The organism is Micromonospora chokoriensis (assembly GCF_900091505.1).
GTDB lineage: Bacteria > Actinomycetota > Actinomycetes > Mycobacteriales > Micromonosporaceae > Micromonospora > Micromonospora chokoriensis.
The window spans coordinates 3,725,635-3,752,430 of sequence record NZ_LT607409.1; the positions used below are offsets into that span (position 1 = coordinate 3,725,635).

Here is a 26,796-nt window from a genome sequence, read left to right on the forward strand (position 1 = left end):
CTGCCGTCGCGTGCGCGTGCCCGCCGGTGACGGTAACGGCGGTCCGGCCCGCCCGTCACACGTCTCGCCGGCCCGGTGTCGGGCGCGAGGTCAGGTCCGGGTGCTGCGGTGGCCGGCGACGGTTCGGGCGCTGCCGAACGCCTCGCTCAGGACGACGATGACCCGGACGGCGATGACCCGGCGGGCCATGCCGGTGCCTCTTCCGTGCCCGACCCCGCCCTCCATCTGGCGTGGGGACCGGCGGTCGGCCGTCGGCCGCCACCTGCACTCTCACCTCCGGGTAATCACTTACCGTCATGTAAGTAGTTGATTGTGTCGTGATCGTGAGGCAGGCTTGCGTTGTACTGATCGAGGGAGGTTGATAGCCCGGTTTGTTGCGACGATCCGCCGGCGGCTGGAAAAGTGCGACAGCTGCCAGCAAATGCCCTCAAGGCGGCGCGCTGCGACAGACGGAGCGCCGTATTCGGGCAACAGTCGGCCGACTGGAGTCTGCTGAGCCGGACGACCTCCTGAGAATATCGGGCCGATCGCCTGACTCCCCGATTCTCGCCCGGCGTTCGTGGCCGGAGCGGTGCGACTCCTGAAGCCAGGGTGTGCGATATGAACGTCAGTTCAATGTGCCCGACCGTAACGGTTGGCGTCATCCAAGTCGGGGGGCGACAATGCATTTCCGAATGCTGGGTCCAATGGAGGTTTTCCGGGATGGCCAGTCCGTCGGGCTGGGCGGCATAAAGCAGCGCGCCACGCTGGGTTTCCTCTTACTCCAACCCAACCGGGTCGTCCCCACGAGTCAGTTGTTGAAGGCATTGTGGGCATGGGAGGAAGCTCCCGCCTCCGCTCGGAAGATCCTCCAGAACGCGGTGTGGGGGCTGCGCGGCATCCTCTGCCCCGACGGCACCGGCGGGGAGCAGGCGGCGCTGCTCACCCAGGCACCCGGTTACATGCTCCGCGTCGATGCCGAACGAATCGATGTGCACCGCTTCCACAGGCTGTCGAGCCAGGGGCGAGGCGAGTTGTCGGCCGGCCGGCCGGAGGCGGCGGCCGAGCTGCTCCGCGAGGCGCTGGCGCTGTGGCGGGGGCCGGCACTGGCCGATCTCGTCGAGGGCGGCATCGTCTGGTCGGAGGTCGTCGCCCTGCAGAACGCGCGCCTGGTAGCCCTCGAGGAGTTCTTCGAGGCGGAGCTGGCCTGCGGACGGCACCATGCCGTGCTGGGCGAGCTGGAGACGGCGGTCGCCGGGGAGCCCCTACGGGAACGGTTCTGTAGCCAGCTCATGCTGGCCCTCTACCGGTGCGGCCGACAGGCCGACGCGCTGAACCTCTACGCCCGGACCCGGACGGCGCTGGTGGACGGCCTCGGCCTGGAGCCGGGGCACAACCTCCGTGCCCTGCAACACGCCATCCTCACGCACGACCCGATGCTGACCGTGGTGGGATCACCCGGCGAGACCCTGGTCGTCGCGGCCGCCGTGGACCAGTCGCCGCCGCCGGCGTCGCCGCCGCCGGGCGACGTGCAGGGCGACTCCGGGTCGGTGGACCCGACGGGGGAGCAGGGCACCGGCCCGATCCTGATGGCCCAGTCGCGCAAACGCCAGTCCCGGGGACGGGTGGGGCGGGGTCCGGTGAGCGTGGTCATGGCGCGGATCCGACTGTCGGGCGAGCCGGAGACGGGCGAGCAGGCGCGGTTGGACGAGGCCCTGGAACGGGTCACGACAATCGTCCGCGAGGTGGTGGGCTCTTTCGGCGGGGTGGTCGCGGCCTCGTTGGGATCCGTCTCGCTCGTACTGTTCGACGGCTCGGACGTCAGGCGCCGCACCGCCGACGACGCCGTCTCGGCCGCGATGACGATCCACGAGCGGCTCGCCGCCGGTGTGGAACAGGGGGTCGGCGCCGTGGCCAGCCATCTGGCGGTGGTCAGCGGCGAGGCACTGGTCCGGTATCCGGCGTCAGCCGGTGCCGCCCCCACTGTCAACGGCGCCCTGGTCGACGAGTGCCACAAGCTGTTGTCCCACGTGCCGGACGGCAGCATCCACGTCTGCCCCGAGACGCACAGGCTGACCGAGGACGTGGTCGCCTACAGCGCTGTCGACGGGGTTTGCGCAGGCTGGCGTGTCGAGGGCGTTCACCAGGAGCACATCGGCTACCACACCGCGCCGATCGTCGACCGGGAGTGGGAGCTCGACCTTCTGCGTGGCCTGTTGGAACGGGTACGGCACCGCTCGGTGCCCCACCTGGCGACGGTGCTGGGCGAGCCGGGTTCCGGCAAGAGCCGGTTCGTCATGGAGTTCGAGTGCCGCATGGCGGTCTCACCGCAGAGCGTGTTGTTCCTGTCCGGCGCGGCTCCCGGCACGGCCGACCGGACAGACGCCACCGACCGTCTGTTGGCGCAGGTCATCGCTGCCCAGTGCGAGATCCTGACCGACGACGACCCGGTCGTCGCGGAGGCGAAGCTCGTCGACCTGACCGAACGTCTGGTGGGACCGCAGCACGTCGACTCCGTACGGTCCGGGCTCGCGCCGTTGCTGCGACCCGGGCGCACTGCCGAGACGAACCGCCGTGGCGCCCTGGACAGTTGGCGACGCCTGCTGCGGGCCAGCGCCGCGCAGCGGCCGATGGTGATGGTCCTGGACGGGGTGCACCGGGTCGACGACGACCTGTTGGACTTCATCGAGGATCTGCCCCGGTGGGCCTCGTCGGTGCCCTTGCTGGTGGTGGCGACGGCCCGGCCGGCGCTGCTGGAACGACGGCCGTCCTGGGGTGGTGGGCAACGCCACGCGGCGACGATCACCCTCGATCCGCTGTCGGAGCGGGCAATCAACCGGCTGCTGGACGTGCTCGCGGTGGGCACCAAGGGTCATGGCCAGCCGGCCGGCCGGTTCAGCGCCCTGCTGGGCGCCCGTCCCGCCGAACGGCGAGCGCACCCCCCGTCGATGGGCGGGCTCGCCGTCCGGTCCCTCGACCGTGACGGCGGCACCGAGAGCGCCTGGACCGTCGAGCCGCAGCGGTGGCACCGGGTCAGAGCGTCGTAGCGGCGCCCCGGACGACCTCGACCGCCTTTGCCGGGCGGGTTGCGGCGCGGTGGCTCTACGCGCCGCGACGGCGAACCGGTCCCATCCGGAGGGCGCCGACGCATCCGTCGGGAATGGTCATCGTCCCTGGAATGCTATTTCGCCTGACCGGCAGACGACGAGCCGGTTACCACCGTTTGAAGAAACCGTGTCGCCGTCGAGCCGGTAGTCCGGCTTTCGGGTCGTCGTTCACCAATCACGCGGCGGGTCGGGAAAAGCGCGGGTAATCGTCCACTAACTGATCATGCTTCGCCGTTGTTCCCCCTTGGTTACGTCGGAATGGGGGAGCGGGAGCCACTGTGGACTAACGTCGAAGTGGCCAGGGTGATTCGTCGATTCCGGCGCAGATTCGTCGGGCGTTGCAGGTGCGCCTACTCACCGAAGCCGGGCCGAAGAGCCGAAGCGTCACGTGTTGCCCGCGCGCGCCCTTGCCGCGGTGCACCACCGCACGGCGAGACATGAGTGGACGAGAGGACGCGATGTCTTTTTCCGGGAAATCAGCTGATGTCCTTGCCGGGCAGGATTCGTCGCCGCCGGAGCTGCCAGGCGCCACCGCCACCTCGATGCGCGACGTGATGGCCCAGTTCGCCACCGGAGTGGTCCTGCTCAGTGTGGGCGGTGAGCACGTGCACGGGATGACCGCCAACGCCTTCACCTCGGTCTCGTTGCGACCGCCGCAGGTCCTGTGCTGCGTCTCCCACACCGCGGTGATGCACGCCGCCATCACGGCCGCGGGTCTGTTCGGGGTCTCGGTGCTGGGTGCGGATCAGGCCGATCTGGCCCGCTACTTCGCCGACAAGAGCAGGCCGCTGGGTGCGGCGCAGTTCGAAGGGGTGAGCTGGCGTGCCGGTGAGCACAGCGGCGCGCCACTGCTGGCCGGCGCGTTGGCCTGGCTCGAGTGCGAGATCGTCCAGTCCTACGACGGCGGCGATCACTCGATCATCGTCGGCTCCGTGCTGGCTGCCGGCCGTGGCCCGGACCATCCCGGACTGCTGTTCTTCGACGGCGGGTTCCAGCCCGCCCCCCGGCGCGCGGGTTAGCACCCGGCGGGTGCCGCGGCCCGACGTGCCGGCCCCGCCCTGCAGCGAACGCGGAGACCTCCGGGCCCACCGCCCACCCACCTGCTCATCGACCAGCCGTTTCCGCACCCGTCCGGCCCCGGACGGCCGCCGGGCCGGAACCGATGACCCGAGGACACAGCCAGAAAGGCGATCGAACGCGATGACGAGTGAGTACGGTGCCACGCCCCCCGGGGTACCCAACGGTTCCGACGGGGCGATCGCGGTCGTCGGGATGTCCTGCCGGCTGCCGAAGGCACCACACCTCGAGGCGTTCTGGGACCTCCTCCACCACGGCGTCGACGCCGTGGCACCGATGCCCGCGCACCGTTGGGAAACCGCCTCCGACGCGACCCCCGACGCTCTCTTCGGCCCCACCTCGGGCGCCCGCCACGGCGGCTGCCTCGACGAGGTCGACACCTTCGACGCGGCGTTCTTCGGCATCTCGCCCCGCGAAGCCGTCACCATGGACCCACAGCAGCGCCTCGTGCTCGAGTTGACGTGGGAGGCACTGGAGGACGCCGGCATCGCCCCGGAACTGCTGCGCGGCACCCCCACCTCCGTCTTCGTGGGCAGTCTGCGCGACGACTACGCCACCCTTCTCTACCAGCGCGGCGACCGGGCCATCACCCAGCACACCGCCGTCGGCCTGCACCGGGGCATCATCGCCAACCGGGTGTCGTACGCCCTCGGCCTGCAGGGCGCCAGTCTGACCGTCGACACTGCGCAGTCGTCCTCGCTGGTGGCGGTGCACCTGGCCGGCGAGGCCCTGCGGTCGGGGCAGTCCACGGCTGCCATCGTCGCCGGGGTCAACCTCAACCTCCTCGCCGAGGGCGCCCTCAGCGCCGAGCGCTTCGGTGGACTGTCCCCGTCGGGCCGATGCTTCACCTTCGACGCCCGGGCCGACGGCTACGTCCGGGGTGAGGGCGGCGCCGTCGTCGTGCTGAAACCCCTTCAGCGGGCGATCGCCGACAACGACCGGATCCACGCGGTGATCCTGGGCAGCGCGGTCAACAACGACGGCACCACCGCCGGCCTCACCCAACCCAGTCAGCAGGCCCAGGAGCAGGTCCTGCGGCAGGCGTACCGGCGGGCCGGTGTCGACCCGGCGGACGTGCAGTACGTCGAGCTGCACGGAACGGGAACCCCGGTGGGCGATCCCGTCGAGGCCGCCGCGCTCGGTGCCGTCATCGGTTCCGCCCGCTCTGCCGGGCCACTGCCGGTCGGCTCGGTGAAGACCAACATCGGTCACCTCGAAGGGGCGGCCGGCCTGGTCGGCCTGGTGAAGGTCCTGTTGGCCATCGGGCGGCGTCAGCTTCCCCCCAGCCTCAACTTCGCCACCCCCAACCCGCGCATCCCGCTCGACCGGCTGAACCTCAGCGTGCAACGGGAGTTGACCGCCTGGCCGCAGCCGGACCGGCCGCTGCTCGCCGGGGTCAGCTCCTTCGGGATGGGCGGCACCAACTGCCACGTCGTACTCGCCGAGAGCCCGGTCACCGGCCACCGGCGGCACGCGCCGCAGTCGACGGCCCAACGGGCGGGCGCGCACAAGGTGGTGCCCTGGGTGCTCACCGCCCGGAACCCCGCCGCCCTGCGGGAGCAGGCACGCCGTCTGTCCGCCCGGCTCCGCACCGATCCGCTGCCCACCCCCGCCGACGTCGGGTGGTCGCTGCTGCACCGGTCGTCGTTCACCAACCGGGCGGTGGTGACCGGCCGCGACCGGTCCAGCCTGCTCACCGCCCTCGACGCCCTCGCCGACGGCCGCCCCGCCACCGGTTCGGTCACCGGCGCGGTCACCCTGCCGTCCGGCCGCAGCGCCTTCCTGTTCACCGGCCAGGGAGCCCAGCGGGCCGGCATGGGGCGGGAACTGCACCGGACGTACCCGGTCTTCGCCGAGGCCCTCGACGACGTGTGCCGGTTGGCCGATCCGCTGCTCGACCGGAGCCTGCGCCAGGTGCTCTTCGCCGACCCGGGCTCCACCGACGCGGCGCTGCTCGACCGCACCGACTACACCCAGATCGCCACCTTCGCGATCGAGGTCGCGCTGGTCCGGCTCCTCGACTCCTGGGGGGTACGGCCCGACGTGGTGGCCGGCCACTCGATCGGTGAGATCGCCGCGGCGTACGTGGCGGGCGTCTTCAGCCTCCCCGACGCCGTCCGGCTGGTGGTCGCTCGGGGAGCGTTGATGGCGGCCCTGCCGGCGGGCGGAGCGATGGCCGCCGTCCAGGCGACGGAACGCGACGTCGCGGGCCTGCTGGAGTCGGGCGGGGACACCGTCGCGCTGGCGGCGGTCAACTCCCCGACGTCGGTGGTGATCTCGGGTGCCGAGACCGGGGTCGACGCCGTGGTGGCCGCCTGCGAGTCGAAGGGCTGGAAGGTCCGTCGCCTGACCGTCTCGCACGCCTTCCACTCACCGTTGATGGAGCCGATGCTCGACCGGTTCGCCGAGGTGGTGGCAGGCCTGCGGCGCAACCCACCGACGCTGCCGATCGTCTCCAGCGTCACCGGCGCCCTGGTCGACGACGACCGCTGGACGTCAGCCGACTACTGGGTCGAGCAGGTACGCCGGCCGGTGCGGTTCGCCGACGCGGTGCGCACGCTCAGCGCGCAGGAGGTGTCCGGTTACGTCGAGGTGGGCCCGGCCGGGGTGCTGACGGGCCTGGTGCGGGAGACCCTGGCGGACCCGACGGCGGTAGCGGCGGCAGCCACGCTGCGCGCGGGCCGGCCGGAGGCCGAGTCGGTGCTGTCGGCGGTGGCATCGGTATTCGTCAGAGGTGTGCCCGTCGACTGGACCGCCCTGTACGCCGGCAGCGGTGCCCGGCACGTCGACCTGCCCACGTACCCCTTCCAGCGGGAGCGCTACTGGCTCCCGGACGCCACGCCCGCCCAGGCCCCGGCCACCAGCACCAACCCGGATCCCGCCCGCCAGCCGGCGGACGTCACCGGGAACGCGCAGGCGCCGAGCGGCAGCGTGCCCGCCGGCGGGGAGCTGGCCGCGCGCCTGACCGCACGGCCCGGGACGGACCGAGCCCACCTGGTCGCGGAGTTGGTCACCGAACACGTCGCCGCCGTCCTGGAGTACCCGCCGGACCGGCCGGTGGAGGTCGGCCTCCCGTTCCGGGAACTCGGCTTCGACTCCCTGATGCTCGTGGAGTTGCGCGAGCGGCTCAGTGCCGCCACCGGCCTGGTGCTGCCCAGCGGGCTGCTGTTCGACCATCCGACGCCGTCGGCTCTCGCCGCCCACCTGCACCGGCGGCTCGACGGCGGCGCGACGGCCGACCTCGTGGCCACCCCGCAGCCGGTCGGACCCGCCGACGAGCCGGTCGCCATCATCGGCATGGCCTGCCGGTATCCGGGCGGGGTCACCGACCCCGAGGACCTGTGGCGGCTGGTCGCCGAGGGCGTCGACGCCGTCACCCGGTTCCCCACCGACCGGGGCTGGCCGGAGGACCTGTACGACAGCGACCCGGCCCGCTCCGGGCACAGCTACGTACGCCACGGCGGTTTCCTGCACGACGCGGGCCGGTTCGACGCCGGCTTCTTCGGCATCTCGCCGCGTGAGGCACTGGGCATGGACCCACAGCAACGGCTGCTCTTGGAGACCGCCTGGGAGGCGGTGGAGCGGGCCGGGCTGCGGCCCGGCTCCCTGGCCGGCACCCGCACCGGCATCTTCGTCGGTGCCACCGGGCTGGACTACGGCCCCCGGATGCACGACGCGTCCGAGGCCGTCGAGGGTCACCTGCTCACCGGCGGGGCACCCAGCGTCATGTCCGGCCGGATCGCCTACCAGCTGGGCCTGATCGGCCCGGCCGTCACTGTGGACACCGCCTGCTCGTCGTCGTTGGTGGCCCTGCACCTGGCCGCCCGGTCCCTGCGCCAGGGCGAGACCACGTTGGCCATCGCCGGCGGGGTGACGGTGATGGCCACCCCCGGGATGTTCCTGGAGTTCTCCCGGCAGCGAGGGCTGGCTCCGGACGGTCGGTGCAAGCCCTTCGCCGCCACCGCCGACGGGACCGGCTGGTCCGAGGGGGTGGGCCTGCTGGTGCTGGAACGGCTGTCCGACGCCCGGCGTAACGGTCATCGGGTCCTGGCGGTGCTGCGCGGCTCCGCGACCAACCAGGACGGCGCCTCCAACGGGCTCACCGCACCCAACGGCCTGTCCCAACAACGGGTGATCCGACAGGCGCTGGCCGACGCCCGGATCGCGCCCTCCGACGTGGACGTGGTCGAGGCCCACGGCACCGGCACCACGCTGGGGGACCCGATCGAGGCCGAGGCGATCATCGCCACCTACGGACGTGACCGGGCGGACGCCGGGCCGGTCCTGCTCGGGTCGCTCAAGTCCAACATCGGCCACGCCCAGGCCGCCGCCGGCGTCGGCGGCGTCATCAAGATGGTGCAGGCGATGCGGTACGGGTTGGTGCCCCGGACCCTGCACGCCGAGCAGCCGTCACCCCGCGTGGACTGGTCGGCGGGAACCGTGTCGCTGGTCACCGAGCCGGTGCCGTGGCCCTCGCGGGAGGGGCCCCGCCGTGCCGCGGTCTCCTCCTTCGGCATCAGCGGCACCAACGCCCACGTCATCCTCGAACAGGCAGCCGAGGAACGGGTGGACGGCGCGGCCGAGCCGACCGACGTCGCCGCCGACCCGTCGCCCGACGTGCCGCCGCCCGCACCGGTTCCCTGGGTGCTCTCCGCCCGGGACGAGCAGGCGCTGCGGGCCCAGGCCGGTCGGCTGCTGGACCTGCTTGCCGACCGACCCGACCTGCGCCCGGCAGAGGTGGGCCGCTCGCTGGCCACCACCCGGGACCGGTTCGACCGTCGCGCCGTCGTCCTGGGTAGGCGGGGCACCGACCTCCGGGCCGGGCTGGAGGCGGTGGCCCACGGCACCGCGACCCCGCACGTCGTGTACGGCGACGCCGGCCGGGTCGGCCGTACCGCGGTGCTCTTCACCGGTCAGGGGGCACAACGTCCGGGCATGGGGCGGGAGTTGGCGGAGGCCTTCCCGGCGTTCGCCGCCGCCCTGGACGACGTCGTGGCCGCGCTCGACCCGCACCTGGACCGTCCGCTGCGTGATCTGCTGTTCGCCCCCGACGGCTCGGCGGAGGCAGCCCTGCTCGACGAGACCCGCTACACCCAGCCGGCGCTGTTCGCCGTCGAGGTGGCGCTGTTCCGGTTGGCCGAACGGTACGGGCTGACGCCGGACCTGGTGGCCGGGCACTCGGTCGGTGAGCTGTCCGCGGTGCACGTGGCCGGCGCGCTCGCCCTGCCCGACGCCGCCGCGTTGGTCGCCGCCCGGGGCCGTCTGATGCAGGCGGCACCCGCGGGCGGCGCGATGATCGCGATCCAGGCCACCGAGCGCGAGGTCGTCGACTCGCTGGACGGCTTCGGCGACCGCGTCGCCCTCGCCGCTGTCAACGGTCCCTCGTCGGTGGTCGTCTCCGGCGACGAGGACGCCGTCGAGCAGGTCGCCGCCGGTTGGCGGGACCGGGGACGGCGGATCCGCCGCCTGTCGGTCAGCCACGCCTTCCACTCCGCGCACATGGACCCGGTGTTGGAGGAGTTCCGGCAGGTCGCCGCAGGGCTGACCGTCCGACTGCCGCAGGTGCCGGTGGTGTCGACCCGCACCGGCGCGCCGGTCAGCGGCGAGGTCCTCGCCTCCGCTGACCACTGGGTTCGCCAGCTTCGGGGCACCGTACGGTTCCACGACGCGGTGCTGGCGCTGCGCGAGCAGGGCAGCACGGTCCTGATCGAGGTCGGTCCCGACACGGTTCTCACCGCCATGGCCCGCGACACGCTCGGCGACGACCCGGCGACGGTGATCGGCCTGCTGCGGGCCGGCCGGCCGGAGGCGGACACCTTCGTCACCGGGCTGGCGCAGGCCCACGCCTGCGGCGCCGCCGTCGACGTCGCCGCGTTCCTCCCCGACGCCCCGGTGGTGGACCTGCCCACCTACCCGTTCCAGCGCGAGCACTACTGGCTGGTGCCGCAGACCCGTGCGGACGCGCGCGGCCTCGGCCTCGACTCGGCCAGCCATCCGCTGCTCAGCACCGCCGTCGAGCTGGCCGACCGTGACGAGACGGTGCTCACCAGCCTGCTGTCCCCGCACACCCACCCGTGGCTCGCCGACCACGCCATCGACGGCGAGGTACTGCTCCCGGCAACGGCGATGCTCGAACTCGCGCTCGCCGCCGGAGACCGGGCCGGCTGCCCGCGGGTCGAGGAGTTGACCCTGGAGACGCCGCTGGTCCTGCCGGCCGACATGGCCGTTCGCCTCCAGATCCGCGTCGGCGCCGCCGACGCCGACGGCACCCGCCCGTTCGCCGTGCACTCCCGTCCCGACAGCGGCGACCAACCGCAGCCCTGGACCCGGCACGCCTCCGGGGCCCTGACGGCGGTGGCCGACCCGCCCGGGCAGGCACCGGTAGCACCGCAGTGGCCACCGGCCGGCGCCGAACCCGTCCCGCTCACCGACGTCTACCCCAGACTGGCCGCGTCGGGCTACGACTACGGGCCGGTGTTCCGCTGCCTCACCGCCGCCTGGCGCCTCGACGGTGACCTCCTGGTGCACGTCCGCCTGCCCGAGGAGCACCACGAGGCCGCCGGTCACTTCGGCCTCCATCCCGCCCTGCTGGACGCCGTGCTGCACCCGCTGGTGCTCGACCTGGTGGGGGACGCCGGTGACGACGAGATCCGGCTGCCCTTCGCCTGGTCCGCCGCCGAGGTGCACGCGGTGGGAGCCACCGAACTCCGGGCCAGGCTCGCCCCGGTCGGCACCGACGCGGTCTCGCTCACCCTGGCCGACGGCACCGGGACGCCGGTGGCCACCGTGGGATCCCTGTCGCTGCGTCCGGTGCGACGCGGCAGCACCGTACGCCCGGGAGGCGGGCGCAACGACCTGTTCACCGTCGACTGGCCACAGATCACCACACCGACTCCACCCGACCTGCGGTGGGTCGAGGTCACCGACGGCGAGCTGAGCGAGGCCGACGGAGCCGACGTCGCCGTGGTGCGCGCGTACACCGGCGTCGGCGACGTCCCCGCGGACGTGCACGCAGCCACCCGGCGGGCCCTGGACCTGGTCCAACGCTGGCTGGCGCAGGACCGGGGCGGCTGCCGCCTGGTGGTCGCCACCTGCGGTGCGGTGGCCGCCGACCCCACCGAGGGGGTACGCGACCTGGCCCACGCCGCGCTCTGGGGTCTGCTGCGGGTGGTGCAGTCCGAGCACCCCGACCGGTTGGTGCTCGTCGACCTGCCGGACGGAGCCGACGTCGACCTGCTGCCGGCCGTCGTCGCCAGCGGCGAGGCGCAGCTGGCGGTACGTGACGGACGCCTGCGCGTGCCCCGGCTGGCCCGCCGCGAACCGACGGCCGTCGACACGCGGAGCACTCTCGACCCCGACGGCACCGTGCTGGTCACCGGTGGCACCGGCGGCCTCGGCGCGCTGCTGGCCCGACACCTGGTGGCCCGCCACGGGGTACGACACGTGCTGCTCACCAGCCGGCGCGGCCCGGACAGCCCGGGTGTCGACGCCGTGGTGTCCGATCTCGAGGGGCGGGGCGCCCGGGTCACAGTGGCCGCGGCGGACACCGCGGACCGTGCCGGGTTGGCCGGCGTGCTGGCCCAGATCCCCGCCGAGCATCCGCTGACGGCCGTGGTGCACACCGCCGGGGTGCTCGACGACGCCACCGTCGAGGCACTGACCCCGGAGCAGCTCGGCAGGGTGCTGCGGCCGAAGGTCGACGGCGCGTGGCACCTGCACGAGCTGACCCGCGACCTGCCGCTCACCGCGTTCGTGCTGTTCTCGTCGATCTCCGGGATCCTCGGCACGGCGGGTCAGGGCAACTACGCCGCGGCGAACACCTTCCTGGACGCGCTGGCCGCGCACCGCCGCGCCGCGGGGCTGCCGGGCACGTCGCTGGCCTGGGGACTGTGGGACGGCAGCCATGGCATGGGTGCCACCCTGCCCGCAGCCGACCTGGCCCGCTGGGCGCGCGGTGGCGTCGTACCCCTGACCCCCGAGCACGGCCTGGCTCTGTTCGACACCGCTCTGGCCGACGCCACGCCGCTGCTGGTGCCGGCGGCGGTCGACCTGGCCCGACTGCGCGACGACGAATCGCCGCCGCCACCGATGCGCGGACTCGTCCGCCGCCGTGCCCGCCGCACGAGCCAGGCCGGCGCCTCGGGCGCGACAACGGACTGGGCCCGACAGATCACCGCGCTCCCCGCCGACCAACGACGTCAGGCCGTGCTCGACCTGGTGCGCACCCTGACGGCGACGGTGCTCGGTCACGCTTCGCCCACCGGCGTCGAGACCGACCGGGCCTTCCGCGACGCCGGCCTGGACTCGTTGGGGGCCGTGGAGTTGCGCAACCGCCTCAACGGGGCGACCGGCCTGCGACTGCCCGCCACCGCGGTGTTCGACCACTCGTCCCCGACGGCCATGACCGCCTACCTGCTCAGCCAGGTCGAGGGCACCGACGAGACCCGGCAACGACCCACCCGACGCACCGTCGCCGTCGACGAGCCGATCGCGATTGTGGGGATGGCGTGTCGGTTCCCGGGTGGGGTGTCGTCGCCGGAGGAGTTGTGGGAGTTGGTGGCGGGTGGTGTGGATGCGGTGAGTGGCTTTCCGACGAATCGGGGGTGGGATCTGGAGGGGTTGTACGACCCGGATCCGGAGCGGGTGGGGACGTCGTACACGCGGGAGGGCGGTTTCCTGCACGACGCCGACCAGTTCGACAGGCAGTTCTTCGGAATGTCACCGCGAGAGGCCACGGCCACCGACCCGCAGCAACGGCTACTGCTGGAGACCGCCTGGGAGACCTTCGAGAGCGCCGGGATCGACCCGGCGACCCTCCGCGGCAGCAACACCGGGGTCTTCGTGGGCGCGATGTACGACGACTACGCCGCACGACTGCCCCAGGTGCCCGACGAGTACGAAGGATTCCTGCTGGCCGGCAACACCTCCAGCGTCCTCTCCGGTCGGCTGGCCTACACCTACGGTCTGGAGGGGCCGGCGGTGACCGTGGACACCGCCTGCTCGTCGTCGTTGGTGGCGCTGCACCTGGCCGCGGGCGCCCTGCGCCGGGGCGAGAGCGACCTGGTGCTGGCCGGCGGGGTGACGGTCATGGCGGGACCCAGCACCTTCGTCGAGTTCTCCCGGCAACGGGGTCTGTCCGCTGATGGTCGGTGTCGGTCGTTCGCGGCCTCGGCGGGTGGGACTGGTTGGTCCGAGGGTGTGGGTCTGTTGCTGGTGCAGCGCCTGTCGGATGCGGTGCGCCAGGGGCGTCGGGTGTTGGCGGTGGTGCGAGGTTCGGCGGTCAACCAGGACGGTGCGTCCAACGGTCTCACCGCGCCCAGTGGACCGTCCCAGGAGCGGGTCATCCGCAGGGCTCTGGCAGAGGCGGGGATCGATCCCGCTGACGTCGACGCGGTGGAGGCGCATGGGACGGGGACTCGGTTGGGTGATCCGATTGAGGCGCAGGCGTTGTTGGCGACGTATGGGGTGGGTCGGTCGGTTGATCGTCCGTTGTGGTTGGGGTCGTTGAAGTCGAATATTGGTCATGCTCAGGCTGCTGCGGGTGTGGGTGGTGTGATCAAGATGGTGATGGCGTTGCGGCACGGATTGTTGCCGCGGACGTTGCATGTGGATGTGCCGACTCCGCATGTGGATTGGTCGTCGGGGGCGGTGCGGTTGTTGACGGAGGCTCAGCCGTGGTTGGAGACGGGTAGGCCTCGTCGGGTGGGGGTGTCGTCGTTTGGGATTAGTGGGACTAATGCGCATGTGATTGTGGAGCAGGCTCCGGTGGTGGGGTCTGTTTCGGGTGGTGGTGTGGGTTCGGGGTTTGTTTTTGGTTCGGGTGTGGTGGTGCCGTGGGTGGTGTCGGGTCGGTCGGTGGGGGGTTTGCGGGGGCAGGCGCGTCGGTTGGGTGAGTTTGTGGGGGCGCGGTCGGGGTTGGGTGTGGTGGAGGTGGCGTCGGCGCTGGTGGGGCGTGCGTCGTTGGAGGATCGGGCGGTGGTGTTGGGTTCGGGTCGGGAGGAGTTGTTGGCGGGGTTGGCGGCGTTGGCTCGGGGTGAGTCGTCGTCGTCGGTGGTGACTGCTGCTGGCGGCGGCGGTGGCGGTGGTGGTGGTGGTGGGTGTGCGTTGTTGTTTACGGGGCAGGGTAGTCAGCGGTTGGGTATGGGGCGGGAGTTGTACGAGCGGGTTCCGGTTTTCGCTCGGGCGTTGGATGAGGTTGTCAGGTTTTTGGATCCGTTGTTGGGTCGGTCGTTGGTGGGGATTGTGTTTTCGCCGGTGGGGTCGGCTGATTCGGTTTTGTTGGATCAGACGGGTTTTACACAGGCGGCGCTTTTTGCGGTTGAGGTGGCGTTGTGGCGGGTGTTTGAGAGTTGTGGTGTGGTGCCGGATGTGGTGTTGGGGCATTCGATTGGTGAGGTGACGGCGGCGTTTGTGGCGGGGGTGTGGGATCTGCCGGATGCGTGTCGGTTGGTGGCGGCGCGGGGTCGGTTGATGCAGGGGGCGCGTGAGGGTGGGGCGATGGTGGCGGTGCAGGCGGGGGAGCGGGAGGCGTTGGAGTCGTTGTCGGGTTGTGGTGGTCGGGTGGGTGTGGCGGCGGTGAACGGGCCGGGTTCGGTGGTGTTCTCCGGTGATGCGGATGTGGTGGAGCGGGTGGCGCGGGGGTGGCGGGAGCGGGGTCGTAAGGTTCGGCGGTTGTCGGTGAGTCATGCGTTCCACTCGGCGCATATGGACGAGATGCTGGATGAGTTCCGGGGTGTGTTGTCGGGGTTGACGTTTCGTGAGCCGCGGATCCCGGTGGTGTCGAATGTCAGTGGTGTCGCGGCGACGCGGGAGCAGTTGTGCTCCCCGGAGTACTGGGTGCGCCACGTGCGGGAGACCGTCCGCTTCCACGACGGGGTGCGCTACCTCGAAACCCAGGGCGTGACCGACTACCTGGAGATCGGCCCCGACGGAGTGCTGACCGCCCTGGCCCAGGAGTGCCTGACCACGGAAGCCGGGATGCTCACCTCCGCGTTGCGCACCGGGCATTCCGAGGTCACCACGGTGCTCACCGCGCTGGCCCGCCTGCACGTGCGCGGCGTTTCGGTCGACTGGACGGCCGTGCTGCCCGCCGGTCAGCCCGTCGAGCTGCCCAGCTACGCGTTCCAGCGGGACCGGTACTGGTTGGACGGACCGGCGGTCATCGGTGACGCGACGGGCCTGGGTCTGAGCGCCACCGCACACCCACTGCTCGCGGCGAAGGTGCGCCCGGCCGACCGGGACGAGTACCTCTTCTCCGGCCGGCTGTCCCGGCAGACCCACCCCTGGTTGCTCGACCACGTCGTCGCGGGCGCGGTGCTGGCACCGGGCACCCTGCTGCTCGAACTGGTCACCGCCGCAGGTCGGCAGATCAACTCCCCCGAGGTGGTCGAGCTGACCCTCGCCGCGCCGCTGCTGCTGCCCGAACGGGGCGGCGTGGCGGTTCAGGTCGTCGTCGGCGCGGCCGACGACTCGGACCACCGAACCGTGGAGGTGCTCTCCCGGCCGCAGGACAGCGCCGACGAAGCCGGTGCCTGGACCCGGCACGCGTCGGGTGTGGTGGGGGTGGTGGGTTCGGTGTCGGGTGTGGGGTGGGAGCAGTGGCCTCCGGTGGGTGCGGTGGAGGTGGATGTGGTGGGTGTGTATGAGCGGTTGGTGGGGGTGGGTTACGGGTATGGGCCGGCGTTTCGGGGGTTGCGTCGGTTGTGGCGGGTTGCGGGTGGGTGGTGTGCGGAGGTGGTGTTGCCGGAGGGGTTGCGGTCGTCGGCGCGGTCGTTCGGGGTGCATCCGGCGTTGTTGGATGCGGGGTTGCATGCGTTGTTGCCGGGTGTGGGGGAGGTGGTGGGGCGGTCGTGGTTGCCGTTTTCGTGGTCGGGGGTGTGGGTTGGTCGGTCGGGTGCGTCGTCGTTGAGGGTGCGGTTGGGGGTGGGTTCTGGTGATGGTGATTCGTTGTCGGTGTCGTTGTCGGTGGCGGATGAGTGGGATGTTCCGGTCGCGCAGGTCGACAACCTGCTCCTGCGACCACTGAATCGTGAGGCCCTGCTGACGGCCGGTGCCGCGGCACTCGACGGACTCTTCGCCGTCGAGTGGTCGGAGCTGCCTGCCGACGCCAGCACCGACGACATCGCCGCCTGGCCCGTCCTCGGCGAGGCGCCGTGGCCGGCAACCGCCCCCGCGTACCCGGATGTGGCCGCCCTGCTGCGGGGCATGGACGCCGGCGCGGCGGCCCCGGCCCAGGTCGTGGCGATGGCGGCCGTCGGCGACGACGGGCCGCTACCGGTACGGGCCCGGCGGGTCACCTCGCAGGTGCTCGACCACCTGCGGGCCTGGCTGGCCGACGAGCGGCTGAGCGGGTCGCGGCTGGTCGTGCTGACCCGGGGCGCGGTGGGTGCCGACCCGACGGACCTGGCCGGCGCCGGCGTCTGGGGCCTGGTGCGCTCGGCGCAGACCGAGCAGCCGGACCGCTTCGTCCTCGCCGACATCGACGACGATCCCCGCTCCGCCGCGGTGCTACCCGCCGCGCTCGCCACCGGCGAACCGCAACTGCTGGTACGCGCCGGTGCGGTGTCCGTGCCCCGCCTGAACCGGGCGGCGACGACCGCAACCGGTTCGTCCACCCCGGACTGGGGCGCGGGCACCGTCCTGATCACCGGTGCCACCGGTGCCCTGGGCGGCGTCCTGGCCCGCCACCTGGTCACCGAGCACGGGGTGTCGCGGCTGCTGCTGCTGAGCCGACGCGGCCCGGACGCCCCGGGCGCCGACGACCTCCGCGACGAACTCGTCGGGTTGGGGGCGGCCGTCGACATCGTGGCCTGCGACGTGGCCGACCGGGACGCCCTCGCCGCGGTCCTGGACGCGATCCCCGACGAGCAGCCCCTGTCGGCCGTGGTGCACACCGCCGGCCTCCTGGACGACGGTCTGGTCCCGAACCTGACGCCGCAGCGCCTCGACGCCGTGCTCCGTCCCAAGGTGGACGCGGCCTGGCACCTGCACGAGCTGACCCGGCGGTGGGACCTCTCGGCGTTCGTCGTCTACTCCTCGGTGGCCGGGTTGCTGGGGACGGCGGGCCAGGCCAACTACGCGGCAGGCAACACGTTCCTCGACGCCCTGATCCAGCACAGACGTGCCGAAGGGCTGCCGGGCACCTCGCTCGCGTGGGGTCTGTGGGAGCAGGCCAGCGGGCTCACCGACCACCTGGCCGACGTGGACCTGAAGCGAATGGCACGCTTCGGCCTGCTGCCGTTGTCGTCACCGGACGCGATGGCCCTCTTCGACGCCGCCCAGGCGGCGGCCGAGCCGACCCTGGCGGTGACGCGGCTGGATCTGGCCGGCCTACGGGCCCGGGGCGAGCAGCCGCCGCCACTGCTCCGTGCACTGGTGCAGATTCCCCGGCGGGCGGACGATCCGGCGGCGGACAGCGCGTCACTGGCGCGTCGGCTGGCCGCCGCACCGGCCGACCGGGACCGCATCCTGGCCGATCTGGTCCGCAGCAGCGTTGCGGCGGTGCTGGGGCATGCCGACCTCGGCGACGTGGAGGTGGAACGGACCTTCCAGGAGTTGGGTTTCGACTCACTGACCGCGGTGGAGTTGCGCAACCAGCTCAACAGGGCCACCGGGCTGCGGCTGCCCACCACCCTCGTCTTCGATCATCCGACCCCGGCGGCGCTGACCGCCCTGCTGCGCGAACAGCTCGCTGTCGACGAGCCGACCGAGGTTCCGGTCCTCGGCGATCTCGACCGGCTGGAGACGATGATCCGCTCCGGGGCGTGGGACGCGGCCACCCGGAGCGAGATCGACGGTCGCCTCCGTCGCCTGCTGGACCTCCACCACCAGCAGGCCCGCGCGTCGGCTGTGGAGGCGGACCTCGACTCCGCCAGCGACGAGGAGCTCTTCGCCCTCGTCGACAAGCTCGACTGAACCACCCGGGTCTCTTCGCGGCTGCGGCCGACATCGCCTGACCCATCTACACATTTCGTCATCCTGGGGAGCGGAAAACAATGGCAGACGGTGACAAGCTTCGCGAATACCTCAAGCGCGCCATCGCCGACGCGCACGACGCGCGCCGACGGCTGCGCGAGGTCGAGGAGAAGGAGCAGGAGCCCGTCGCGATTGTGGGGATGGCGTGTCGGTTCCCGGGTGGGGTGTCGTCGCCGGAGGAGTTGTGGGAGTTGGTGGCGGGTGGTGTGGATGCGGTGAGTGGTTTTCCGACGAATCGGGGGTGGGATCTGGAGGGGTTGTACGACCCGGATCCGGAGCGGGTGGGGACGTCGTACACGCGGGAGGGTGGCTTCCTGCATGATGCTGATGGTTTCGATGCGGAGTTCTTCGGGATGTCGCCGCGGGAGGCGTTGGCGACGGATCCGCAGCAGCGGTTGCTGTTGGAGACCGCGTGGGAGGCGCTGGAGGCCGCCGGGCTGGACGCCGCCACGCTGCGGGGCAGCCGCACCGGTGTCTTCACCGGCGTGATGTACAACGACTACGGATCACGCCCCCACCTGCCCGCCGAGGACTTCGAGGGTTACCTGTTCAGCGGCAGCGCCGGCAGTGTCGCCTCCGGGCGGGTCGCGTACACCCTGGGTCTGGAGGGGCCGGCGGTGACCGTGGACACCGCCTGTTCCTCGTCGCTCGTAGCGCTGCACCTGGCCGCGAACGCCCTGCGCCGGGGCGAGTGTGATCTCGCCCTGGCCGGTGGCGCCACAGTGATGGCCACCCCCATGGCGTTCCTGGAATTCTCCCGGCAGCGGGGCCTGGCCACCGATGGCCGGTGTCGGTCGTTCGCCGGGTCGGCGGCCGGGACGGGGTGGTCCGAGGGTGTGGGTCTGGTGCTGGTGCAGCGCCTGTCGGATGCGGTGCGCCAGGGACGTCGGGTGTTGGCGGTGGTGCGGGGCTCCGCGGTCAACCAGGACGGTGCGTCCAACGGTCTCACCGCGCCGAACGGGCCGTCGCAGCAGCGGGTCATCCGTCAGGCGTTGGCGGCGGCCGGACTGGAGCCGTCGAGTGTGGACGCGGTGGAGGCACACGGGACGGGGACCCGGTTGGGTGATCCGATCGAGGCGCAGGCGTTGTTGGCGACGTACGGGCAGGGTCGGTCGGTTGATCGTCCGCTGTGGTTGGGGTCGTTGAAGTCGAACATCGGGCATGCGCAGGCCGCCGCGGGTGTGGGCGGCGTGATCAAGACGGTGATGGCGATACGGCACGGCGTGTTGCCGCAGACGTTGCACGTCGACGAGCCGACACCACACGTCGACTGGTCCTCCGGGACGGTGCGGTTGTTGACGCAGGCCCAGCCGTGGTCCGACACGGACGGGCCCCGTCGGGCGGCGGTGTCCGCGTTCGGCATCAGCGGAACCAACGCCCACGTGATCCTCGAACAGGCACCCGAAGCCGAGCCGTCCCACCACGGCACCGAGTCGCACCACGACGACGCCGCGCCCGTACTGCCCTGGCTGGTGACCGGACACGACGAGACCGCCCTGCGGGCCCAGGCCGCCAGGCTGCACGACTTTCTCACCCGACGGGCCGACGTCGACCCGGCCGACGTCGCCCGGTCGCTGGCGACCGCCCGCGCGAAGCTGCCGTACCGCGCCGTCGTCGTCGGTGCGACCACCGACGAGCTGCTGGCCGGCCTGACCACACTGGCTACCGGGGACGGCCCGGACCCGGCCGTGCTCCGCGCCACCGTCACCCGCCCCGGCCGAACCGCCTTCCTGTTCACCGGGCAGGGCGCGCAGCGCATCGGCATGGGCCGGGAGCTGCACCTGTCGTACCCCGCCTTCGCCAGTGCGTTCGACGAGGTCTGCGCGCATCTCGACGCCGGTCTCGACCGGCCGCTACGAGAGATCGTCTTCGCCGACCCGGACACCGCCGACGCCGCGCTGCTGGACCAGACCGTCTACACCCAGGCCGCCCTGTTCGCGGTGGAGGTGGCGCTGTACCGCCTGGTCACCTCGTGGGGACTGCGGGCCGACCTGCTCACCGGCCACTCGGTCGGGGAGATCGCGGCAGCCCACGTGGCCGGCGTGCTGTCGTTGCCCGACGCGGCGACCCTGGTGACCGCCCGCGGACGACTGATGCAGGCGCTGCCCCCCACCGGCGTGATGATGGCGGCGCAGGCCACCGAGGCCGAGGTGCTCCCGCTGTTGGCCGAACACGCCGACGAGGTGGGCCTCGCCGCTGTCAACGGGCCCACCTCGGTGGTCATCTCCGGCACCGACGCCGCCGTGTCGGCGGTGGCGGACGCGCTGGCGGGGCGCGGTCACCGAATCCGCCGACTGGCGGTCAGCCACGCCTTCCACTCGCCGCTGATGGAACCGATGTTGGCGCGGTTCGCCGAGGTCGTCCGGGAGCTGAGCTTCGCCCCGGCCCAGCTGCCGATCGTCTCCACGGTCTCCGGTGCCCTCGAACCGGCCGAGGTGTGGGCCGACCCCGACTACTGGGTCAAGCAGGTACGCCGCCCCGTACGGTTCGCCGACGCCGTCCGGGTGCTCGCCGAGGACGGCGTCACGACCTTCCTCGAACTCGGACCCGACGCTGTCCTGACCGGCCTGGTCAACCAGGTGCTCGCCGAACGCGACGGGGACTTCGCCGCGGTCGCGGCGCTGCGCGCGGGCCGACCGGAGGCACGCACGCTCATGACCGGGGTCGGGACACTGGTCGCCCACGGCAGCGCCGTCGACTGGTCGACGCTGACCCCCGGTGCCCGACCGGTCGAGCTGCCCACGTACGCCTTCCAGCGGAGCCGGTACTGGTTGTCGCCCTCGGCCCGGCCCGCCGATGTCGAGTCGGCCGGACTGATGACGACCCGGCACCCCCTGCTCGGCGCGTCCGTCGAACTGGCCGCCGACGGCACGTTCGTCTACACCGGCCGGCTCTCCCGTACCGCGCCGGAGTGGCTGGCCGATCACCTGATCCTCGGGGCCACACTGCTGCCGGCCACCGCACTGGTGGAGATGGTGGCGCACGCCGGCACGCGGCTCGGCTGCGAGACCGTCGAGGAGCTGACGGTGTCGACCCCGATCGTCCTCCCCGAGCAGGGCAGTCTCACCGTGCAGCTCGTCGTCGCCACCCCCGACGACGCCGGCCGGCGCTCCTTCGACGTCTTCGCCCGCGCCAGCGACACCGATCCGTGGACCCGGCACGCGTCGGGTGTGGTGGGGGTGGTGGGTTCGGTGTCGGGTGTGGGGTGGGAGCAGTGGCCTCCGGTGGGTGCGGTGGAGGTGGATGTGGTGGGTGTGTATGAGCGGTTGGTGGGGGTGGGTTACGGGTATGGGCCGGCGTTTCGGGGGTTGCGTCGGTTGTGGCGGGTTGCGGGTGGGTGGTGTGCGGAGGTGGTGTTGCCGGAGGGGTTGCGGTCGTCGGCGCGGTCGTTCGGGGTGCATCCGGCGTTGTTGGATGCGGGGTTGCATGCGTTGTTGCCGGGTGTGGGGGAGGTGGTGGGGCGGTCGTGGTTGCCGTTTTCGTGGTCGGGGGTGTGGGTTGGTCGGTCGGGTGCGTCGTCGTTGAGGGTGCGGTTGGGGGTGGGTTCTGGTGATGGTGATTCGTTGTCGGTGTCGTTGTCGGTGGCGGATGAGTGGGATGTTCCGGTCGCGCAGGTCGACAACCTGCTCCTGCGACCACTCGCCGCGGACCTGCTGCGGCAGGCCGCCCCAGCCGGTGACGGCCTCGCCGAGCTGCGCTGGACCGACCTCCCGGTCGACGGCACCGAGCCGACGGACTGGGTGGTCCTGCCGTCGGCGTCGGCCCCGATCGAGGCCGTGGAGGCCCTGCTCGCCGGGGCACCCGCACCCGCGGCGGTGGTCGTCCCGCTCGACCGCGCCGACGACGCGATGGCCGACGTACCCACCGCCGTCCGGGAGACACTCACCGACGCCCTGCACCTGCTGAGGCACTGGCTCTCCGACGACCGGTTGTCCGACACTCGCCTCGTGCTGGCGACCCGACGCGCGATCGGCGTACCCACCGAGGACGTCCTGGACCTGGTCCACGCCGGCGTGTGGGGCCTGGTGCGGACGGCCCAGACCGAGCACCCCGAACGGTTCGTGCTGGTCGACGTGGACGAGTGGCCGGTCCCCCTGGCGGCGGTCGCCGCCGCGGTGACCGCGGGCGAGACCCAGGTGGCGGTACGGGCCGGTCGCGTGTCCGTACCCCGCCTGGCCAGGCCCGCGGCGATCGACGAGCCCGGGGCCGACCGGTGGGACGAGCAGGGCACGGTGTTGGTCACCGGTGGCACGGGTGCCCTGGGTGCGGCGCTCGCCCGACACCTGGTGACCGCTCACGGCGTGACCCGGCTCCTGCTGACCAGTCGGCGGGGCTCGGCCGCGCCCGGCGCGGCGGAGCTGCGGGCGGAGCTGGTCGGGCTCGGAGCCGAGGTCGACCTGGTGGCCTGCGACGTATCGGACCGGGACGCGCTGGCCGGCGTGCTGGCCCAGATCCCCGCCGAGCATCCGCTGACGGCCGTGGTGCACACCGCCGGGGTGCTCGACGACGCCACCGTCGAGGCACTGACCCCGGAGCAACTCGGCAGGGTGCTGCGGCCGAAGGTCGACGCCGCCTGGCACCTGCACGAGCTGACCCGCGACATGACGCTGTCGGCGTTCGTCGTCTACTCGTCGATCGCCGGGCTGCTCGGCGCCGCAGGCCAGGCCAACTACGCGGGCGCCAACGCCTTCCTGGACGCCCTGACGCACCACCGTCGGGCCGGCGGCCTACCGGCCGTGTCGCTGGCGTGGGGGCTGTGGGAACAGGCGACCGGCATCAGCGGACATCTCGACGAGACCGACCTGAAGCGGGTCGCCCGGTACGGCCTGCTGCCGCTGGCGACCCCCGACGCCCTGCGGCTCTTCGACGCCGCACTGGACACGGATGCGGCGCTGCTCGCCGTGACCCGGTGGGACCTGCCGGCCCTGCGCGCCCGGGAGGAGGCCCTGCCGCCCCTGGTGCGGGGACTGCTTCCGCCGAGGCAACAGACGGTGGCGGACGTGGGGGTCCCGCTGGCCCGACGGCTGGCCGGACTGTCGCCTGCCGAGCGCGACCAGCTGCTGCGTGAGCTGGTGTTCGGCCGGGTCGCCGCGGTCCTCGGGCACACCGGAGCCGATCGCATCGCGCCGGACCGGTCGTTCCAGGAACTCGGCTTCGACTCGCTGACCGCGGTGGAGTTGCGCAACCAGCTCAACAAGGCCACCGGGCTGCGGCTGCCCAGCACCCTCGTCTTCGACCACCCCACCCCGGCCGACCTGGTCGGTCACCTGGCGGCCGAACTGGCCGTCGACGGCGGTGAGCCCCGTCCCGCGCCCACACCGGTCGTTCCCGCCGTCGCCGTCGACGAGCCGATCGCGATTGTGGGGATGGCGTGTCGGTTCCCGGGTGGGGTGTCGTCGCCGGAGGAGTTGTGGGAGTTGGTGGCGGGTGGTGTGGATGCGGTGAGTGGTTTTCCGACGAATCGGGGGTGGGATCTGGAGGGGTTGTACGACCCGGATCCGGAGCGGGTGGGGACGTCGTACACGCGGGAGGGTGGCTTCCTGCATGATGCTGATGGTTTCGATGCGGAGTTCTTCGGGATGTCGCCGCGGGAGGCGTTGGCGACGGATCCGCAGCAGCGGTTGCTGTTGGAGACCGCGTGGGAGGCGTTCGAGGACGCCGGGCTGGACCCGACAGCGCTGCGGGGCAGTCGCACCGGTGTGTACGCCGGCGTCATGTACCACGACTACGGCAGCGGGCTCGCCCGGATCCCCGCCGAGTTGGAGGGCTACCTGGCCAGCGGCACGGCCGGCAGTGTCGCGTCCGGGCGGGTCGCGTACACCCTCGGTCTGGAGGGCCCGGCGGTGACCGTGGACACCGCCTGTTCCTCGTCGTTGGTGGCCCTGCACCTGGCGGTCAACGCCCTGCGGCAGGGCGAGTGTGACCTCGCCCTGGCGGGCGGGGCCACGGTGATGGCCACCCCGCAGACGTTCGTCGAGTTCTCTCGGCAGCGGGGTTTGGCCGCTGATGGTCGGTGTCGGTCGTTCGCTGCCTCGGCGGGTGGGACGGGTTGGTCCGAGGGTGTGGGTCTGTTGTTGGTGCAGCGTCTGTCGGATGCGGTGCGTCAGGGGCGTCGGGTGTTGGCGGTGGTGCGGGGTTCGGCGGTGAATCAGGACGGTGCGTCGAACGGTCTCACCGCGCCGAACGGGCCCTCGCAGCAGCGGGTGATCCGTCAGGCGTTGGCGGCGGCTGGTGTGGACGCGTCGAGTGTGGACGCGGTGGAGGCGCATGGGACGGGGACTCGGTTGGGTGATCCGATTGAGGCGCAGGCGTTGTTGGCGACGTATGGGGTGGGTCGGTCGGTTGATCGTCCGTTGTGGTTGGGGTCGTTGAAGTCGAATATTGGTCATGCTCAGGCTGCTGCGGGTGTGGGTGGTGTGATCAAGATGGTGATGGCGTTGCGGCACGGAATGTTGCCGCGGACGTTGCATGTGGATGTGCCGACTCCGCATGTGGATTGGTCGTCGGGGGCGGTGCGGTTGTTGACGGAGGCTCAGCCGTGGTTGGAGACGGGTAGGCCTCGTCGGGTGGGGGTGTCGTCGTTTGGGATTAGTGGGACTAATGCGCATGTGATTGTGGAGCAGGCTCCGGTGGTGGGGTCTGTTTCGGGTGGTGGTGTGGGTTCGGGGTTTGTTTTTGGTTCGGGTGTGGTGGTGCCGTGGGTGGTGTCGGGTCGGTCGGTGGGGGGTTTGCGGGGGCAGGCGCGTCGGTTGGGTGAGTTTGTGGGGGCGCGGTCGGGGTTGGGTGTGGTGGAGGTGGCGTCGTCGCTGGTGGGGCGTGCGTCGTTGGAGGATCGGGCGGTGGTGTTGGGGTCGGGTCGGGAGGAGTTGTTGGCGGGGTTGGCGGCGTTGGCGCGGGGTGAGTCGTCGTCGTCGGTGGTGACTGCTGCTGGTGGTGGCGGTGGTGGTGGTTGTGCGTTTTTGTTTACGGGGCAGGGTAGTCAGCGGTTGGGTATGGGGCGTGAGTTGTACGAGCGGGTTCCGGTTTTCGCTCGGGCGTTGGATGAGGTTGTTGGGTTTTTGGATCCGTTGTTGGGTCGGTCGTTAGTGGGGATTGTGTTTTCGCCGGTGGGGTCGGCTGATTCGGTGTTGTTGGATCAGACTGGTTTTACGCAGGCGGCGCTTTTTGCGGTTGAGGTGGCGTTGTGTCGGGTGTTTGAGAGTTGTGGTGTGGTGCCGGATGTGGTGTTGGGGCATTCGATTGGTGAGGTGACGGCGGCGTTTGTGGCGGGGGTGTGGGATCTGCCGGATGCGTGTCGGTTGGTGGCGGCGCGGGGTCGGTTGATGCAGGGTGCGCGTGAGGGTGGCGCGATGGTGGCGGTGCAGGCGGGGGAGCGGGAGGCGCTGGAGTCGTTGGCGGGGTGTTCGGGTCGGGTGGTGGTGGCGGCGGTGAACGGGCCGGGTTCGGTGGTGTTCTCCGGTGACGCGGACGTGGTGGAGCAGGTGGCGCGGGGGTGGCGGGAGCGGGGTCGTAAGGTCCGGCGGTTGCCGGTCAGTCACGCGTTTCACTCGGCGCATATGGACGAGATTCTGGATGAGTTCCGGGGTGTGGTGGCTGGGTTGACGTTCCACGAGCCGCGGATCCCGGTGGTGTCGAATGTCAGTGGTGTGGCGGCGACGCGGGAGCAGTTGTGCTCGCCGGAGTACTGGGTGCGTCATGTTCGTGAGACCGTCCGGTTCCACGACGGCGTGCGCTACCTCGAAACCCAGGGCGTGACCCGCTTCCTGGAGATCGGCCCCGACGGCGTGCTCAGCGCACTGGTGGGGGAGAGCCTCGAAGCGGATCCGCAGGTGGTGGTGCCGGCGCTGCGGTCGGGCCGCGCCGAGGTGCCGACGGTGCTGGCGGCGCTGGCCGCGCTGTACGTCCACGGCGAGTCCGTGCGGTGGGCGCCGCTGCTCTCCGGCGGGCCACAGGTGCCGCTGCCGACGTACGCGTTCCAGCGGGACCGGTACTGGCTGGACTCCAGCCGAGCGACTGTCCCCGCCGGCGCCGGGCATCCCCTGCTGGGCCCGCTGGTGCCGGTGGCCGGAGGCGACGAGGTGCTGTTCACCACCAGCCTGGTCGCGCGGTCGGCGGCCTGGCTGACCCCCGGCCCGCTCGCCGGCACGGCGGTGGTGCCGGCAGCCGCGCTGGTCGACGCGGTGCTCCGAGCGGGGCACGAGGTCGGCTGTCCGGTACTGCGGGACCTCACCCTCACCGCCCCCCTGGTCGTCGGCGAGGACACCCCGATGCTCGTCCAGGTCCGCCTCGGCGGCGCCGACGAGAACGGCACCCGCGAGGTGCACCTGCACGCCCGGCCGGACCGGCGCGGCGGCGCCTGGGCGCACTACGCGCAGGGGCGGCTGGTCGCCGACGACGCCGAACCGGCGGTCGCGTCCCCACCGTCCGGTCGCCCCGTGACTCTCGACCTGCCGGAACAGTTCCGCCAGGAGGCGGGGGACTTCGGGCTGCACCCGTTGCTGTGGGACACGGCCCTGCTGGACCAGGTGCCTCCGTCACCGGACACCGTCCGGGTGCCGGCCGTCTGGCGCGGGGTCCGCCTGCACGCGACGGGTGCCGTGAGCGTCGAGGCGCGGATGGACCTCCTCGACCGGGACACCGCCGCACTGGTGGTGTCCGA

General features: G+C 71.9%; 3 protein-coding genes and 1 pseudogene. All 4 read left to right on the plus strand.

The annotated features are described in order from the left end of the window. Positions 1–686: 686 nt before the first annotated feature. Positions 687–3,026, plus strand: coding sequence for a BTAD domain-containing putative transcriptional regulator (locus GA0070612_RS17440; RefSeq protein ID WP_167393642.1), 2,340 nt, complete (start codon positions 687–689; stop codon positions 3,024–3,026). A 602-nt stretch (positions 3,027–3,628) separates the two neighbouring features. Continuing rightward, positions 3,629–4,105, plus strand: coding sequence for a flavin reductase family protein (locus GA0070612_RS17445; RefSeq protein ID WP_197699165.1), 477 nt, complete (start codon positions 3,629–3,631; stop codon positions 4,103–4,105). Positions 4,106–4,286: 181 nt separating this feature from the next. After that, positions 4,287–18,077 (plus strand): type I polyketide synthase, encoded by a 13,791-nt coding sequence (locus GA0070612_RS17450; RefSeq protein ID WP_088988862.1) that lies wholly within the window; start codon positions 4,287–4,289, stop codon positions 18,075–18,077. 80 nt (positions 18,078–18,157) lie between these two features. Next, positions 18,158–26,428 (plus strand): annotated as a pseudogene (locus GA0070612_RS32125) (SDR family NAD(P)-dependent oxidoreductase); the annotation flags it as partial. Positions 26,429–26,796: the final 368 nt, after the last annotated feature.

What these genes read in the sequence shown, in the direction of transcription:
- GA0070612_RS17445 (WP_197699165.1), top strand. Translation starts at nt 3,629, where the DNA reads ATGCGCGACGTGATGGCCCAGTTCGCCACCGGAGTGGTCCTGCTCAGT.
- GA0070612_RS17450 (WP_088988862.1), top strand. Translation starts at nt 4,287, where the DNA reads ATGACGAGTGAGTACGGTGCCACGCCCCCCGGGGTACCCAACGGTTCC.
- GA0070612_RS17440 (WP_167393642.1), top strand. Translation starts at nt 687, where the DNA reads ATGGAGGTTTTCCGGGATGGCCAGTCCGTCGGGCTGGGCGGCATAAAG.